This window comes from Marinicella sediminis, assembly GCF_002000055.1.
Lineage (GTDB): Bacteria > Pseudomonadota > Gammaproteobacteria > Xanthomonadales > Marinicellaceae > Marinicella > Marinicella sediminis.
Genome location: NZ_MVBD01000001.1, coordinates 250952 through 266291, shown reverse-complemented (window position 1 = coordinate 266291; position 15340 = coordinate 250952). Strand labels below are relative to the sequence as shown.

Genomic DNA, 15340 nt, shown 5'->3' with positions numbered 1-15340 from the left:
AAACTGGCTGGTCGTGATGGGTAACTGCAGATTTACTGCAACTCGAGGGTTAAATCAGTTGAGGTGATTCGCTCAGGAGTCACACCTTCAGGCAAAGAGGCAAAAGACTGAGCAGCCAAACTGCCAGCCATACCAAATGGCTCTTTGATGACTTGCACCGGATTTCCATAACTGCTTTCATGTTGCAGTAATTTATGGGCCTGTTCGTTACACAAAGTAACCCAATTTTCCGGTAATTCACCAACTGGCAAAAGTGGCTGGCAAATCAGGGTGAAACGGCTTTTAGATTCATCGACGGTAACTTTGACGACATCGGCGGAATCCTGTGCAACGGCACCCAGAGAAATCAGCAAAGCTGACAATAAAACACTCGTTTTCATCATATCAAATGGTTAAAAAATGCTTATCATCACACATTCCGCCGATGCTGGCAACGACTCTTATGTAAGACATTGTTAAACCCTGGACCGCTGATGATCAGCTCGCCCCGCCGGCATGGTCAGCAGATCAGGTAATGAACAAATGTCGGTTTGGCTGCAGGCCAGGAAGACTTCTGTGAGTGCCGTCGCTCGTTCATCGAAACAAGGCGGTTAAACGCAGCTAAGCAACCTTGGTGCAGTGATCGATTGGCCCCGGCCTCTCCGCATAATCCCCAGGATGGGTTAAATGCAGAAAATTGCCTGGAGCAACTTCTGTCCTGCGAACAAGACATACCTGCATCCATGCAGGCAAGCGATCGGATAGGCCATGAACGATTGCTGGTTTTTGCATCGCAAAAGAAAGCCAGAGTGAATACCGTCATCCGTGAGTCAGAGGATCGAAAACGATCAATGAGGGCATGCTGGTTTTCACAACGCGAAAGAAAGCGTGCGTGAATGACGTCGTTCGCGCATGATCACTTGATATGATCGCTGAGACAGGACCGGTGCCCCAAGATCAATTCGATATACCAGCCTGGCTCCATGTTAGCTTTTGCGTCACCAGGCAAAGCCGATTACAATTGAACCTTTTGTGTCCATGCCTGCCAGATAAGCCATGTATTTATCGTACTTTGAACTGCAACAAGCGCCCTTTTCGATCACCCCAGATCCGGAGTTTGTCTACCTGAGTGAAAAACATCAGGAATCACTGGCGCACCTGATATATGGCGTGACCCGCGGTGGCGGTGCAGGTTTTGTACAATTGACCGGTGAAGTTGGCACCGGTAAAACCACTGTTTCCAGATTGTTTCTGCAAAAATTACCTGAGGACACACAAGCTGCACTGATCCTCAACCCCAATGTCACCCCGCTGGAGTTACTGGAAACCCTGTTCAAAGAACTCAAACTATCTACCCGCGGTATCAAAGGCAAACTCAATGCCATGGTTGACAAACTCAATCAGGCACTGCTTGAATGGTGGGCCGCTGGCAAAAACACCCTGGTGATCATTGATGAAGCACAAAACATCCCCCGCGATACCCTGGAGCAATTGCGCTTACTGACCAACCTGGAAACTGACCAGCAAAAGCTCTTACAAATCATCCTGATTGGACAACCAGAACTGAAACAATTGATGCAACGCAAAGACTTGCGTCAACTGGCCCAAAGAATCACCTCCAGATTTCATTTACAACCATTGTCACAAGCGGAAACCCTGGCTTACATCAAACACCGCATTCAGGTCAGTGGCGGAAATCCCCAGCTATTCAGCAACCGGGCAAGTCAGCTGATTTACCGGCAAACCCAGGGCATTCCCAGATTAATCAATGTGCTCAGCGACCGGGCATTGCTGGTGGCCTTTGCAGCCGAAGACAAACAAGTGAGCAGCAAACACGTCAGACAAGCCATTGCCGAGGTATACCCTGATCAGGGCCATGCAGTTAATCCCAGCTGGTATTTACTGACGGCTGCTGTGGTCCTCAGCCTGGTGGGATTTTTCTGGTGGCAGTTCCAACCGGACAATCCCGGCAAAGCCACAACTGAAGTGGTCAGCCAGACAGTCATGAGCAATGAAATGAACGCCTTGCCCATCACCTCGGTCAGCTGGCAGAAATACCTCGCTCTCTGGGGGGCTGATGACGGTCTGTTGTGGCACGAAACCCGCTGTCCTGAACTTGCTGTGATTGGTATGGGATGCCTGCGCAGACAAGGCAACCTCACTCAAATCAAGAACCTCAACACCCCGGTGTTGTTGCTGATGAATGATGGCCGCCTGGCTTTGATTTCAGAAATCCGTGACCAGCAAATAACCTATCTGAGCACAGCTGGCCTGCAACACATATCCGCAGCAGGCATCAACCAGAACTGGTATGGTCATTATTTTGTGCTTTGGCCAATGGCCACTGAATTGATTGATGGTACAATAAACGAGGCGGTAGAGTCCTGGGCCCTGAACGTGGCCAAAGTGATTGATGACAACCCGTCATTAAACGCTGCAGACCTGACTGAATGGATCATTGGTTTTCAGCAAAACAACGGATTACTGGCCGATGGCATCATTGGCAAAGAAACCCAGATGGCACTGGCACTGAAAGCTTATCAGGGACCCAAATTACATTGAGAGAATCATGTCTTCCATAATCGATGCATTGAAAAAATCTGACCAATCCAGAAACACAGATCAGTCCAACAGCCTGGACAACATCAGTTTCAGTGATCAGCCTGCACACAAAAGCCGACGTGGGTTCTGGCTGCTGGTGCTGGTGCTGCTATTGGTGGCGTTGGCTGTGTTCGGTTGGCAACAAGGCTGGCACCATACAATCAAAAACCTGATCACCAGTACCACCGGTCAATCCCGGGAAAGTGTCACGCCAAGCACCGCATCCGGGGCTGCAGAACCCGCCCGGAACATGACCGAAAGTCCACGTCTGACACCGCCCAAACAACAGGAAATCAAACAAAAAACGCGCGAACTGGCCAACCAGGCCGGAACACAAAAACCCGTAGCAACCAGCCAGGAATCAGACACTCTTTCAGCCGCTCAGGACACCCCGAAGCCAGCTGAAAATAACACCCTGACGGTGATTGAAAACCGCAACAACTCTGGATCACCAGCAGCCCAGCCAGACAAAGACACCACAGCTGAACAGCCCCCCAAAACACCATCAGAGAAAGAGGGGATGGACCATCCTGACAATTTACAGCCTCAGCAAAAACAGGATTACCTTTACATCCACCAGCTTGATTTTTCGATCCGCAAAAACATCCCGAATGTCAAAATCAGTATCCACATTTATGACCCTGAACCGGACAACAGAATGTTGATGATTGGTGGAGAGAAGTTTGCCATAGGCGATAACATCGAAGGCATCTTAACAGTGCATGACATTGTTCCAGAAGGGGTGGTACTGGCCTTTGAAAACATCCGCTTTCTGCTGCCTAAGTGATCAACTTCTCCAACCGCAAACCGATTTATTTTCCTTACGCATCAGTGGTGCTGACACTGGCATTTCTGGTGTTTGTGATCATCACCGAGTTCACCCTCTATCAGGATCGGCTGATGGGTTTGTATGCCATTCATACCAAAACATACTGGCCCTTGATTCAACTACAACCCTTTGAATTGTTGCGCCTGATCACTGCTTTGTTCTTACATGGCAACTGGCTGCACTGGATCATCAACAGCTCCATCTTTCTGTTACTGGCATTTTCCATTGAACGGGTGATTGGCTGGCAAAAATTTACTTTTGTATTCATCACTGCAGGCATGATGGGCAACCTCATGGCCAGCTGGTTTTTACAGGGTCAGGACAACTTATTAATCGGCGCCAGTGGTGGGGTGTCGGGACTGATTGGCATGTGGCTGGTGATGTTTCCACAAAAAAAAATCAACTTCATTCTGCCCATCGGACTTTACATGCAAAAAACATCGATGCCCCTGGCAGTGGTGATTGTACTGTGGCTGGTGGTACAAATCATCTTGCAGTTTCAACCACAACCATCTTATGACATCGCCTGGATCAGTCACATCACTGGTTTCGCCACTGGTTTTTTACTGGCCTGGTTTGTAAAATAAGTCCATCAGTCATCTATCTTCAGGCTCCATGAGCAAACAACCAAAGCTATTCAGGATAAACTACATCAATCAACAGCAGGTGTATGAGATCTACGCGAGACAGATCAGCACCGATCAGCTGCTGGGTTTCATGAGCATCACCGACATTCAGTTTGATCACCGCGATGCCCTGGTGATCGATCCTGTTGAAGAACAACTGAAATCTGAGTTCAAAGATGTTGAGGTCTTACATGTACCCATTCAGCAGATCATCAAAGTAGAACAGGTCAGCCAGAAGAAATCATGTAAAATCAGTGCATTGAAAACAGACAATGTCATCACTCCCATGCGTAAACAACCAGGACCCCAGTCATGAGCCAACCCCACATCCTGATCATTGATGATGAGCCGGACATCCGCAACCTGATTTCTGAAATCCTCACTGACGAAGGCTATCAGGTCTCGGTGGCCGAAGGAGGCAATGATGCCAAAGACCAGCTCAAGGAGATCAGTCCTGACCTGGTATTGCTGGACATCTGGATGCCAGACATCGACGGCATCAGTTTGCTCAAAGAATGGAATCTACAACAAAACATGCCTTTTGCAGTGGTCATGATGTCGGGGCATGGCACCATAGAAACCGCCATAGAAGCAACCAAAATGGGTGCCAAAGATTTCGTTGAAAAACCCATTTCACTGGCCAAGCTGCTGCAAACCATTGAAGTCACCCTGAGTCAAAACGAATCAAGTGGCCAGGCACCGGTTGCGGTCGAATGGCAGGTTCTGGAGCCCGTTGGCAGTTCAGCAGCAGCCAATGAGCTGCGGGGTACCATCAACAAACTCAGCAAAACCACCACCAACACCTTGTTCATCGGAGATGGAGGAACCGGCAAGCTGACACTGGCCTTGCTGCTCCACCATCAACGAAAACTGGCTGAACAGGCCGCTGTGATCATCAACAGCCTGAGCCTGTCAGATCATGATTTTGGACTGACTCTGGAAAACAGCGCCACACAAATTACCGAGCATGGCAGCGGGTCACTGATTCTGACCAACATTGATTGCCTGACTGATGAGCAACAAACCCAACTGTTGATTTGCCTGAAGAAATGGCAAAAACCACACCAGCAAAACACAGTACAACTGTTGTGCACATCACACCAGGACATCAAGTATTTGGTCAGCAACGACGAGTTCAATCGCGAACTGTTCGATTTCATTGCCGAATTCACGGTCCCGGTTTGTAACCTGTCTGAACGATCAGAAGACGTGCCGGAACTGCTTAACTTTTACGTTAATTACCTGCCGGACAAAGAGCAAACACCCTATCGGAAAATGTCATTTGCCGCTCAGAATCACCTGCGCAACTATGATTGGCCTGGAAATCTGAGAGAACTGAAAAACCTGGTTCGCCAGTTACAGTTACAAGACGGTGATGCTGAGATCCAACTGGATGAAGTGATCGATCTGCTGGAACAATCCGAACAAGCCGACAATCCGGCCGGCCACAATACCCGGTATGACCTGGAACTCCGCGAAGCCAGAGAAGCTTTTGAACGCGACTACCTGCTGTACCACCTCAAAGCAGTCGAAGGCAAAGTCGGAGATCTGGCGAAAATTTCCGGTATGGAACGCACCAATCTCTATCGTAAACTCAGGTCATTGAACATCAACCCCAAGAACATGGATAAATCATGAAAATCATCATCCTCGGGGCTGGCCAGGTGGGTTCGTCGATTGCCGAACACCTGTCACACGAGAACAATGACATCACCGTGGTCGACACTGACATGGAACGGCTGACCGACATGCAGAATAAACTGGACATCAGAACCGTCCATGGCCACGCTTCACATCCTTCGGTGATGATTCGGGCCGGCGCCAATGATGCTGACATGGTCATTGCATTGACCAATTCAGATGAAGTCAACATGGTGGCCTGCCAGGTGGCTTACAGCATATTCAACACCCCCACAAAAATTGCCCGCATCAGGGAAGCAGAATATGCGTCACACCCTGAGATGTTCGAGCACGAACACGTACCGATTGATTTTCACATTTCACCGGAACAGTTGGTGACCAGACACATCAAAGGATTGATCGAATATGCCGGTGCTTTGCAGGTCATGGATTTTGCCGGCGGACTGGCCCAGTTGGTGACCATCAAAGTCAGGGCCAAAGGCCCCCTGGTTGATCAGCAATTAAGGGAATTCAACCACCTGTTGCCGGAAGGGGTGGATGCCCGCGTTGCCGCCATTTTCCGCAACAACAAATCGGTGTTTCCCGATGGCGATACGGTTCTGAAAAGCGGAGACATGGTGTTTCTGCTGGCGGCCAGAAAACACATTCACAAAATCATGGAGTCCTGGCATAAAACCGATAAAAGCAGCTATAAAATCATCCTCGCCGGTGGCGGCAACATTGGTTTCAATCTGGCCCGGGCCCTGGAGCGTCAGCACTCAGTCAAAATCATCGAATACAACAAGGCCCGATCACGATTCATTGCTGAAGAACTGACCAAAGCCCTGGTGATTCGTGGCGACTGCACATCAGAAGAATTGCTCAATGAGGAAAACATCAATCACACCGACATTTTTTGTGCCTTGACCAATGACGACCAGGCCAATCTGCTGTCGGCACTGATGGCCAAGAAAATGGGGGCCAAGAAGGTATTGACCCTGATCAATAAGCAGAATTATGCCCAACTGATCGAAAAAGACACCATCGACATAGCCATCTCTCCACAACACATCACGATGGGTGGGATCCTGGCTCATGTCAGGGGTGATTACACAGCACGGGTTCATTCACTGCGTTCGGGGGCTGCTGAAGCCATCGAAATTGAGGTGACCGGGGACCGCAGTTCATCCAAAGTGGTGGGACGAATGATTCAGGACATCAATTTACCTCCAGGCTGTAACATCGGCGGCCTGATCCGCAAAGACAAGGTGATCATGGCCCATCGCAATGTGGTGATCGAAAACAAAGACCACCTGATCATGTTTGTCACTGACAAACGCAACATCAATGACCTCAAACGGCTGTTTGAGGTAGATCCTTCATTCCTGTGATGCCATGAACCCAAGACTGATCGCCAAAATCATCGGCCTGTTGTTGCTGGTTTCCAGTTTCATGATGTTGCCGCCCGCACTGGTAGGTTACATATACCAGGATGGCGACATCCTGCCATTTCTGGAAGGCTTCGGCACCCTGGCATTGATTGGTGCTGTGCCCTTTTTTATGTACCGAAACATCGATGCTGAGTTAAAAATCCGCAGCGGATTTTTGGTGGTTGGTGCTTCCTGGCTGATCGTTGGTCTGGCAGGATCTCTGCCACTGTATCTGTCAGAAAACATGAACCTGTCATTGATAGATGCGGTGTTTGAATCCATCTCCGGACTGACCACCACCGGAGCCACCATCCTCACCAACATTGATGAACTGCCTCATTCCATTAAATACTACCGCCAACAACTGCAATGGTTTGGCGGCATGGGCATCATCGTACTGGCAGTGGCGGTGTTACCGATGTTGCGCATTGGGGGCATGCAGATTTTCAGGGCCGAAACCCCGGGGCCAATGAAAGACCAGAAACTCACTCCGCGGATCACAGAAACCGCCAAAGCCCTGTGGTACATCTATCTGGGTATCACAGTGATGTGTACCCTGTGTTATTACATGGCCGGCATGAATATGTTTGATGCCATCTGTCATGCTTTTTCGACCATTTCCATTGGTGGCTTTTCTACCCATGATGCTTCAATCGGACATTTTAATAATTCACTGATTGAAATCATTGCAGTGATCTTTATGGTGATTGCCGGAATCAACTTCGCATCTCACTTCCTGGCCTGGAAAGCCGCTTCTATCCGGACCTATTTATTGGATACCGAGGTCAAAGTGTTCCTCGGCTTTCTTGCCATTGCCGCATTCATCACTTCATTCCAGTTATACGTTACAGACACCGCAGATTCATTGTATGAATCGATCAGACAAGGTGCTTTTCAGGCTGTTTCCATTGGTACCACCACCGGGTTTACCACCGAATCGTTTCATTTGTGGCCAGGAGCATTACCACTGATGTTGATCTTGTTCAGCACCATCGGTGGCTGTGCAGGATCGACCGGTGGCGGGTTTAAAGTGATTCGCATGATTCTGCTGTTTAAAATGAGTATGCGCGAATTACACCGGCTGATTCACCCACATGGGAAGTACCTGGTCAAGATCAATGGTAAAACCGTGAATTACCGGGTACTTGATTCTGTCTCCGCATTCTTTGTGCAATTTTTGTTTCTGATGTGCGTGTTCACCTTGTTGCTGGCGGCATTTGGCGAAGATCTGACCACTGCGTTTTCTGCCTCCCTGGCCAGTCTGACCAACATGGGTCCTGCCTTGGGAGATGCCGGGGCACACTATGCCAATGTTTCTGATGGCGGTAAATCAATTCTGGCCATTGCCATGATTTTTGGCCGCCTGGAATTGTTCACCTTGTTCATCTTACTGATTCCTGCTTACTGGGAGTTTTGACAAGACTCACCCGGAGCGGGCAAAGACCAATGCATCCACCTGCTCAACACCTGCATCCCGTAAACACTGACTGGCGGCTTGCATGGTTTGCCCGGTGGTCATCACATCATCAACCAAAAGGATCCGCCGATGACCAATGGGCTTTCTCACTGTGAAAGCCCCGCGTACATTAGACCGCCTTTCTTTTTCAGATAACTCAGCCTGCATGGCGGTATATGTGCTGCGAATCAGCACATCATTCAGATAAGGCCGTTGTTGCCAACGGGCAATCAGGCGGACCACTTCCAGGGCTTGATTATAACCACGAGATCGCAGCCGCCTGGTATGCAATGGCATGGCAATCATCGGCACATCCCCCGGCACTTCAGACAGCAAGGGCAACATGGCACTGGCCAGCACCGCCGCACGGTCAGTGCGGCCACCGAATTTCAATTCATGAACCCATAAACTGGCTGGTGACTGGTAGATGGTGGCACACAGGGTGCGCTGGAATGGTGGTCGATGCTGTTGACAGGCACCACACACAGAGGCGGCACCGTTCATCGGTTTGGCACAAACTTCACAAGGTTGCTCAATGGGAACAATCAGTTGTCGGCATCCGGTACACAAAACTGTCCGGGAAGAGGCTTCACACAATGCACAACGCAACATCAAAAGTTCCTGGCCGGCAGCATTACTCTGATGCCAATTGAGCCGCCTCTGACAGATCCACACTCACCAGTCGTGAGACTCCTGCCTCGCGCATGGTAACACCCATCAGTTGATGGGCTATTTCCATGGTGACTTTGTTGTGTGAGACGAACAGGAACTGAACCTTCTCAGACATTTCTTTGACCATGGCAGAAAAGCGTCCGACATTGGCATCATCCAACGGGGCATCCACTTCATCAAGCATACAAAATGGAGATGGGTTGAGGTTAAAGATAGCAAACACCAGAGAAACCGCAGTCAACGCTTTTTCACCACCTGACAACAACTGAATACTGGACACCCGTTTGCCCGGAGGACTGGCCATGATGGCCACCCCGGTGGTCAGCAAATCATTACCGGTGAGCTCCAGGTAAGCATGACCACCACCGAATAAGCGGGGGAAAATTTGTTTGATGTTGCTGTTAACTGCCTCAAAGGTTTCTTTGAACAGAGTCCGGGTATCTTTATCAATGCGGGCAATGGCATCTTCCAGGGTCTGCAATGCCTGCACCAGATCATCGTTCTGTTCATCCAGGTATTGCTTCCGTCTGGACTCTTCCTCAAACTCATCAATGGCTGCCAGGTTTACCGGCTCCAGTCTGACGATGCTGCGCTGTAAGCGCTCAATTTGTTCTTCTTTTTGTGCCACCAATGGCTCAATGGGCTGATGTTCTGCCAACTCCAGTTCAGCCATGATTTCAGCGGCATCGTGACCCTGATCACGTAACTGATCAGCGAAAGCGTTGGCTTTCAATTCATGTGACTGCCATTCAAGCTTGGCTGATTCCAGTGCAGTCCGGGCTTCATCAATGCGGGTTTGGTGTTGATGCCGGGTGCGTTCCAATTCATCAAGCTGCTGTTGTGATGCAGCCACTTGCTGACGCAACTGATCGCGTTGTTTTTCGGTGGTAATGCGGCGCGCAACCAACTCATCCAGAGACTTTTGGTGATGACTCAATGGATCAGACTCTGCACTCATTTGTTTCAGTAAATCTTCCTTGCGGCTGATCAGCAACTGAATGTTGTCTTCACTGCGACCAATGCTTTGGACCAGTGCATCCACTTTATTCTGGGTCGCTGACAGGCCCAATTTCAACTGATAATACCGGTCTGATATGTCTTTCAACTGGGCTTTGGTTTGCTGATACTGATTACTTTGCTGTTGTTGCTGTTGCAACAATTCTTGTTTCAGTCGTTCGCCCTGAGCCAACTCATTCATTGCCTTTTCCAACACCTCTCTGGAACCTTTGATTTGTTGTTCATCGGCTTCAAGTTGTTGTCGGATTTGTACTGATTCTGCGGTTTTTTCCTGGTTCTGTTGTTGTTCCCGCTCTATCAATTGTTGTTTATTCATCACCAGCGAGCTCAACTCAGACAGCTTACGATGAGACATATTGACATCCAGCTGAGCCTGTTCAACCATCTGGTTGTGCCTGACCAATTCATCCTTCAACTGCTCAGTGAGTTCCTGGTGAGTACTTAACTCGGTTTCTTGTTGAGTGATCTGTTTGTTCAGTTTGGCCAGTTCTTTTTTACGCAACAGAAAGTTTTCCTGTTGTTGTCCACGGTTGACTTGCATCCAGTGGGTTCCAAACCAATCACCCTCTCTGGTGATGATTGATTCACCAGCAGCCAAAGACGAAGCCAACGATTGTGCGGCACTGGCATCATCACTGATGCGTATTTGGTTAAACCAGACCGTCAGTGCATCCGGACCTTTGACACATTCGGCCAAGGTACCGGTTTTGGCTTTGACCCCGCCACGATGATCATGAACTGTGGTAACCTCACCAAAATCCCAACCTGCCATCACAGCCATTAAGTCTTCATGAGCTGTGACCAATGATTGTAATTTGCCCTGTAACACGGTTTCCACCGCCACTTCCCAACCTTCATCCACTTCGATCAATTCGGCCAGCCGTTGGCTGCGCAGGTGTTGATTATCGCTCAACCACTTTTTCAATTCGGGGTTATCGTCAGCCTGAGCTGCCTGTTGAAGAGCCAACAGTGAACCACGCCGGCCTTTGGCCTGATGCAACGATTCCTGTAATTGATTGATGCCGTTGCGCACTTGTTGACGGCGATCGGTCAGAACAGCTACCTGCTCTTTGTAAATCACCAGGTTTTCTTCATGGGTTTCGTGTTTAAGGGTCTGGGTTTCCAGCTGTTCCTGCAACGCTTCCAGTTCTTCCTCCAGGGCAGCAATGTGCGTCTCATTGTCATGAGGCTGTACTGATTTGAGGCGTTCATTTTGTCGCAACATGTGAGATTCAAGCGAACTGATGCGGGTTTTTTCCACTTCCACAATGCGGTTTTGTTCTGCTACTTTGTGGTTGTTTTCATCCCATTTCAATCGCCAGGCTTCTTGTGAAGACTCACTGTGCTGATTCATTTCCTGAGCTTCTTCCAATTGTAACGACAAGGTTTCCAACTGAGGTGTAGATTCTTTTAATACAGCTTGTTGTTGTTGCAGTTCCTGTTGATCAGTGGTCCGCTGTTGTTCCGCCTGTTGCAAACTGTGTTCGGTGTTTGCCAGGTCTTTTTGATGCCGTTCAGATAAGGATTTTGAATGCGCAATGGCTTGTTCAATTTTGCCGGTTTCACCATTGATCTGATAGAGCTGCTCTTGTACCTGAGCGCTTTCGTCAACCAGGGTTTGATGGCTGATGCGGTGGGTTTCAATTTGTTTTTCACCATCGGTACTGGCGGCTTTCACCTGCTCCACCGCCGTCTTTAACTGCCGTACCAGCACCTGTTTTTCTTCTGCCAACTGATGCCATTGTTGCCAGCGAAGGGCCAGCACCTGATCTTTGATTTGTTTGAATTGTTTTTTCAGGTCGGTGTAGCGCTCGGCATTTTTCGCTTGCCGTTGCAAGTGTTGGATGTGCTTGCCCACCTCGGTACGCAAATCATCCAGGCGCTCAAGATTTTCTTTGGTTCGGGCAATGCGACGCTCGGTTTCCCGGCGACGTTCTCGGTATTTGGATACCCCGGCCGCTTCTTCTATGTATCCCCTTAAGTCCTCAGGTTTGGATTCCACGATTTTGGAAATCATGCCTTGTTCAATGATCGAGTAACTGCGGGGTCCAAGACCCGTGCCCAGAAACAGGTCAACGATGTCCTTTTTGCGGCACTTACTGCCATTCAAAAAATAGAAAGACTGGGAATCACGGTTGACTTGTCGTTTGACTGAAATTTCATTGTAACTGGCATATTCGCCGGTGATCTGACCATCCGAGTTATCAAAGATCAGCTCTACCGTGGCCATGCCCACTGGTTTGCGGGATGCCGACCCGGAAAATATCACATCGGTCATGGATTCACCGCGCAGCATCTTCGCAGAGGTTTCTCCCATCACCCAGCGAACTGCGTCAATGATGTTGGATTTTCCGCATCCATTGGGGCCAACCACCCCAATCAGATTGCTGGGCATCAACACTTCTGTGGCATCAACAAACGATTTAAAGCCCGCTATTTTAATCTTTGAAAGTTTCATCTAATGTGTATTTTGCTTGATCATTCATCCATTTTTGGGTATGGTTCGGCACTTGATTGAAATTGACCTGAAAATTAACCGAGAACAACATGTCTACGCACCCATCTAAAGATCTGGAAACCTTCGTAAATCCCAACCAGGAGAGGGATTATACCATCATTATTGACATTCCTGAATTCACTTGTTTATGCCCTAAAACGGGCCAACCGGACTTTGCAACCATCAAACTGGAATACCAGCCTGATGAGAAATGTGTCGAACTCAAAGCATTGAAATTATATATGTGGACCTTCCGTGAAAGAGGCGCATTCCATGAGGCAGTGACCAATGAAATTCTGGATGACCTGGTGGCTGCAGTCGATCCGAAGTGGATGAAAATCACCATGAAATTCAATGTCCGCGGCGGCATTTATACCGACGTAGTGATCGAACACAAAAAATAACTGGAATCAAAGCAGAGTACCCTGATTCACTCCTCAGGGTACTTGAAAAGCCGATACGCCCAATCGAAAGAAGCTGACTACAGTTGTGCCTGCAGGTAGTTTTGTTCGCCCACTTGCTTGATCAAACCCAATTGTGTTTCCAGCCAATCAATGTGTTCTTCTTCATCGTCCAGGATCTTTTGCAGTAAATCGCGGCTGACGTAGTCCCTGACTTCCTCACAATACTGAATTCCTTCACGCAGGACAGGAACGGCATCATACTCCAGTGCCAGATCACATTGCAGCATCTCTTTGACAGATTCGCCGATGCGCAACTGCCCCAGGCTTTGTAAATTAGGCAAGCCTTCAAGAAACAGAATACGTGACATCAATTCATCGGCATGATTCATTTCTTCGATGGACTCTTCACGGGACTTTTTAGCCAGTTTGACAAAACCCTGGTCTTCAAGGATTTTGTAATGCATGAAATATTGATTGATGGCGGTCAGCTCATTGTAGAGCACTTTATTGAGGTATTTGATGACTGTTTGGTCGCCTTTCATAGTCAGATGAGCTTGAAAAGCACACATTATAATGGATTGATAAATTAATGTGTCAGCACAATGTTTTTATTTGTTCAAGCAGGTAACTGCCAATCTTCTTCAACCCTGGAAGCAGGATTAAACAGCTGCAGAAAATCAGGGGTATGACCCGCTAATTGCGCCTGAAGAACTTGTTCAGCGTTTTCCAGACAACCGCCGCATCCGGTGGCACAACCTGTCATCTGTTGCAATTCCTGAATGCTTCTGGCGCCTTTCCCGGCAGCTGCTTTGATGTCTTTATCGGTCACCCCGTGACAAATACAAACGTACATATAAATTATTTGTTGATGCAATGGCTGTATTTTAAACGCTAATGAGAATGATTGTCAACACCATTCTATTCTTTAATCACCCCGGCATTCGGATCGTCATATACCGATTGATCAAGTTGCCCCTGGGATTTGGCAACAATACAGGTCACTGCAGAATCACCAGTGATGTTCACCGCAGTACGGGTCATGTCCAGCAACCGGTCTATACCCAGAATCATACCAATGCCTTCGATCGGTAATCCTGCCTGTAACAGCACACCCTGCAACATCACCAATCCGGCACTGGGCACCCCTGCTGAACCAATTGAAGCCAGGGTTGCCATCAGCACCACCATCAGTATCTGGGTGGAGTTCAAATCCACCCCATAAGCATTGGCAATGAATACCGTGGCCACACCCTGCATGATGGCTGTGCCATCCATGTTGATGGTGGCACCAAAAGGAATGGTGAATGACCCCACAGACTTACTTACACCCAGTCGTTCAGTGACCGTGCGTAAGGTCACCGGTATGGTGGCATTGGAACTGGATGTACCAAAGGCGAATGTCACCGCGGCTTCCATTTTCCTGAGAAATGTCAGCGGATTCAGTCCTGACAATAATTTAAGCAGCAGCGGATAAACCACCAGGGCATGAAAAATCAACAACGCCAGCACCGTGAAAAAATAACCGGCCAATGCCCGGATGGCATCCAGACCCAGTTCGGAAAGCACCTTGGCCAGAATGGCAAACACCGCATAAGGGGCAAAATGCATGATCAGCATCACCAGTTTCATGATCACTTCGTTGAAGGCTTTGAAGAAATCGATCACCTGCTCACCTGCCTTGCCTGCCATGGTGGCAGAAAGGCCCAACAGGATCGAGAATACAATCACCGCCAGTAAATTACCTTCGGCCATCGCTGCGATTGGGTTATCAATGATGCTGAGAATCACATCAATGAAGCTTTTACCTTCTTTGGCCACGTAGCCTGGGTTGGTTGAAATATCGGCTCCAACACCCACCCCGATCAGTAAGGCAAATGTCAGGGCTATGCCCAGTGCCAGGGCTGTGGTCAACAGGTAAAAGCCCAGGGTTCGCCCACCGATGGAACCCAACATGGCCGGGTCCCGCAAAGCCGTTGTACCGCAGAACAGGGAAACGAACACCAGTGGCACGACCAACATCTTCAATGACAGGATAAATAACTGCCCAATGACATGAAACAGACCATTGATCAGGTATTCACTGACCCATGGGTTTTCATTCAGACCGGACAGATTGATGGTCAGGCCAAGCAATGCGCCAGCCACCATGAAGATGATGATTTTTTTGGTTAATGTCATAGGGGTTCAGTCGGAAAAAGTGTTCTTATGA

At 48.7% G+C, this 15340-nt stretch carries 14 protein-coding genes; 8 read left to right on the top strand and 6 right to left on the bottom strand.

What is annotated here, in order from left to right; all coding sequences use genetic code 11:
* Positions 1–32: 32 nt before the first annotated feature.
* Positions 33–383 (bottom strand): hypothetical protein, encoded by a 351-nt coding sequence (locus tag B0475_RS01295; RefSeq protein ID WP_157892597.1) that lies wholly within the window; start codon positions 381–383, stop codon positions 33–35.
* Between the two features lie 652 nt (positions 384–1035).
* On the opposite strand from B0475_RS01295, the gene B0475_RS01290 reads away from it, so the two are divergent.
* Genes B0475_RS01290 through B0475_RS01260 form a run of 7 tightly spaced genes read left to right on the top strand, consistent with a single transcriptional unit; the run spans position 1036 to position 8502 of the window.
* Complete coding sequence (locus B0475_RS01290; RefSeq protein ID WP_077409601.1) at positions 1036–2541, top strand: AAA family ATPase; 1506 nt, start codon at positions 1036–1038, stop codon at positions 2539–2541.
* 7 nt (positions 2542–2548) lie between these two features.
* The gene (locus B0475_RS01285) at positions 2549–3367 is read left to right on the top strand and encodes a general secretion pathway protein GspB (protein ID WP_077409600.1); all 819 of its coding nucleotides are present in this window, start codon (positions 2549–2551) and stop codon (positions 3365–3367) included.
* Positions 3364–3996, top strand: a complete 633-nt coding sequence (locus B0475_RS01280; protein ID WP_077409599.1) for a rhomboid family intramembrane serine protease — start codon at positions 3364–3366, stop codon at positions 3994–3996. The genes B0475_RS01285 and B0475_RS01280 overlap by 4 nt, the downstream gene beginning before the upstream one ends.
* A gap of 28 nt (positions 3997–4024) precedes the next feature.
* Positions 4025–4351, top strand: coding sequence for a DUF1820 family protein (locus B0475_RS01275; protein ID WP_077409598.1), 327 nt, complete (start codon positions 4025–4027; stop codon positions 4349–4351).
* On the top strand, positions 4348–5673 hold the full coding sequence (locus B0475_RS01270) for a sigma-54-dependent transcriptional regulator (RefSeq protein WP_077409597.1): 1326 nt from the start codon (positions 4348–4350) through the stop codon (positions 5671–5673). The genes B0475_RS01275 and B0475_RS01270 overlap by 4 nt, the downstream gene beginning before the upstream one ends.
* The gene (gene trkA, locus B0475_RS01265; protein WP_077409596.1) at positions 5670–7046 is read left to right on the top strand and encodes a Trk system potassium transporter TrkA; all 1377 of its coding nucleotides are present in this window, start codon (positions 5670–5672) and stop codon (positions 7044–7046) included. Before B0475_RS01270 ends, trkA begins: the two co-directional genes overlap by 4 nt.
* A 4-nt stretch (positions 7047–7050) precedes the next feature.
* Positions 7051–8502: a TrkH family potassium uptake protein gene (locus B0475_RS01260; protein WP_077409595.1), complete on the top strand. Its 1452-nt coding sequence runs from the start codon at positions 7051–7053 to the stop codon at positions 8500–8502.
* Between the two features lie 6 nt (positions 8503–8508).
* On the opposite strand, the gene B0475_RS01255 is transcribed toward B0475_RS01260, so the two are convergent.
* A complete protein-coding gene (locus B0475_RS01255; RefSeq protein WP_077409594.1) occupies positions 8509–9153 on the bottom strand; it encodes a ComF family protein in 645 nt (214 codons plus the stop codon).
* A gap of 22 nt (positions 9154–9175) precedes the next feature.
* Positions 9176–12688, bottom strand: coding sequence for a chromosome segregation protein SMC (gene smc / locus B0475_RS01250; RefSeq protein ID WP_077409593.1), 3513 nt, complete (start codon positions 12686–12688; stop codon positions 9176–9178).
* Between the two features lie 89 nt (positions 12689–12777).
* Here smc and queF point away from each other — a divergent pair, with 89 nt between their 5' ends.
* Entirely contained in the window at positions 12778–13131 is a 354-nt protein-coding gene (gene queF / locus B0475_RS01245; protein ID WP_077409592.1) for a preQ(1) synthase, read from the top strand.
* A gap of 77 nt (positions 13132–13208) precedes the next feature.
* Here queF and bfr read toward each other — a convergent pair whose 3' ends face one another.
* The 3 genes from bfr to B0475_RS01230 all read right to left on the bottom strand — a co-directional run bounded on the left by bfr (position 13209) and on the right by B0475_RS01230 (position 15309).
* On the bottom strand, positions 13209–13673 hold the full coding sequence (gene bfr, locus B0475_RS01240; protein WP_077409860.1) for a bacterioferritin: 465 nt from the start codon (positions 13671–13673) through the stop codon (positions 13209–13211).
* Positions 13674–13747: 74 nt separating this feature from the next.
* Positions 13748–13984 carry a (2Fe-2S)-binding protein gene (locus B0475_RS01235; RefSeq protein WP_077409591.1) on the bottom strand — a complete coding sequence of 79 codons (237 nt, stop codon included), beginning with the start codon at positions 13982–13984 and terminating at the stop codon, positions 13748–13750.
* A gap of 65 nt (positions 13985–14049) precedes the next feature.
* A complete protein-coding gene (locus B0475_RS01230) occupies positions 14050–15309 on the bottom strand; it encodes a dicarboxylate/amino acid:cation symporter (protein ID WP_077409590.1) in 1260 nt (419 codons plus the stop codon).
* Between the last annotated feature and the right edge of the window lie 31 nt (positions 15310–15340).

What these genes read in the sequence shown, in the direction of transcription:
- B0475_RS01295 (WP_157892597.1), bottom strand. Translation starts at nt 383, where the DNA reads ATGATGAAAACGAGTGTTTTATTGTCAGCTTTGCTGATTTCTCTGGGT.
- B0475_RS01290 (WP_077409601.1), top strand. Translation starts at nt 1,036, where the DNA reads ATGTATTTATCGTACTTTGAACTGCAACAAGCGCCCTTTTCGATCACC.
- B0475_RS01285 (WP_077409600.1), top strand. Translation starts at nt 2,549, where the DNA reads ATGTCTTCCATAATCGATGCATTGAAAAAATCTGACCAATCCAGAAAC.
- B0475_RS01275 (WP_077409598.1), top strand. Translation starts at nt 4,025, where the DNA reads ATGAGCAAACAACCAAAGCTATTCAGGATAAACTACATCAATCAACAG.
- B0475_RS01270 (WP_077409597.1), top strand. Translation starts at nt 4,348, where the DNA reads ATGAGCCAACCCCACATCCTGATCATTGATGATGAGCCGGACATCCGC.
- trkA (WP_077409596.1), top strand. Translation starts at nt 5,670, where the DNA reads ATGAAAATCATCATCCTCGGGGCTGGCCAGGTGGGTTCGTCGATTGCC.
- B0475_RS01260 (WP_077409595.1), top strand. Translation starts at nt 7,051, where the DNA reads ATGAACCCAAGACTGATCGCCAAAATCATCGGCCTGTTGTTGCTGGTT.
- B0475_RS01255 (WP_077409594.1), bottom strand. Translation starts at nt 9,153, where the DNA reads ATGTTGCGTTGTGCATTGTGTGAAGCCTCTTCCCGGACAGTTTTGTGT.
- smc (WP_077409593.1), bottom strand. Translation starts at nt 12,688, where the DNA reads ATGAAACTTTCAAAGATTAAAATAGCGGGCTTTAAATCGTTTGTTGAT.
- queF (WP_077409592.1), top strand. Translation starts at nt 12,778, where the DNA reads ATGTCTACGCACCCATCTAAAGATCTGGAAACCTTCGTAAATCCCAAC.
- bfr (WP_077409860.1), bottom strand. Translation starts at nt 13,673, where the DNA reads ATGAAAGGCGACCAAACAGTCATCAAATACCTCAATAAAGTGCTCTAC.
- B0475_RS01235 (WP_077409591.1), bottom strand. Translation starts at nt 13,984, where the DNA reads ATGTACGTTTGTATTTGTCACGGGGTGACCGATAAAGACATCAAAGCA.
- B0475_RS01230 (WP_077409590.1), bottom strand. Translation starts at nt 15,309, where the DNA reads ATGACATTAACCAAAAAAATCATCATCTTCATGGTGGCTGGCGCATTG.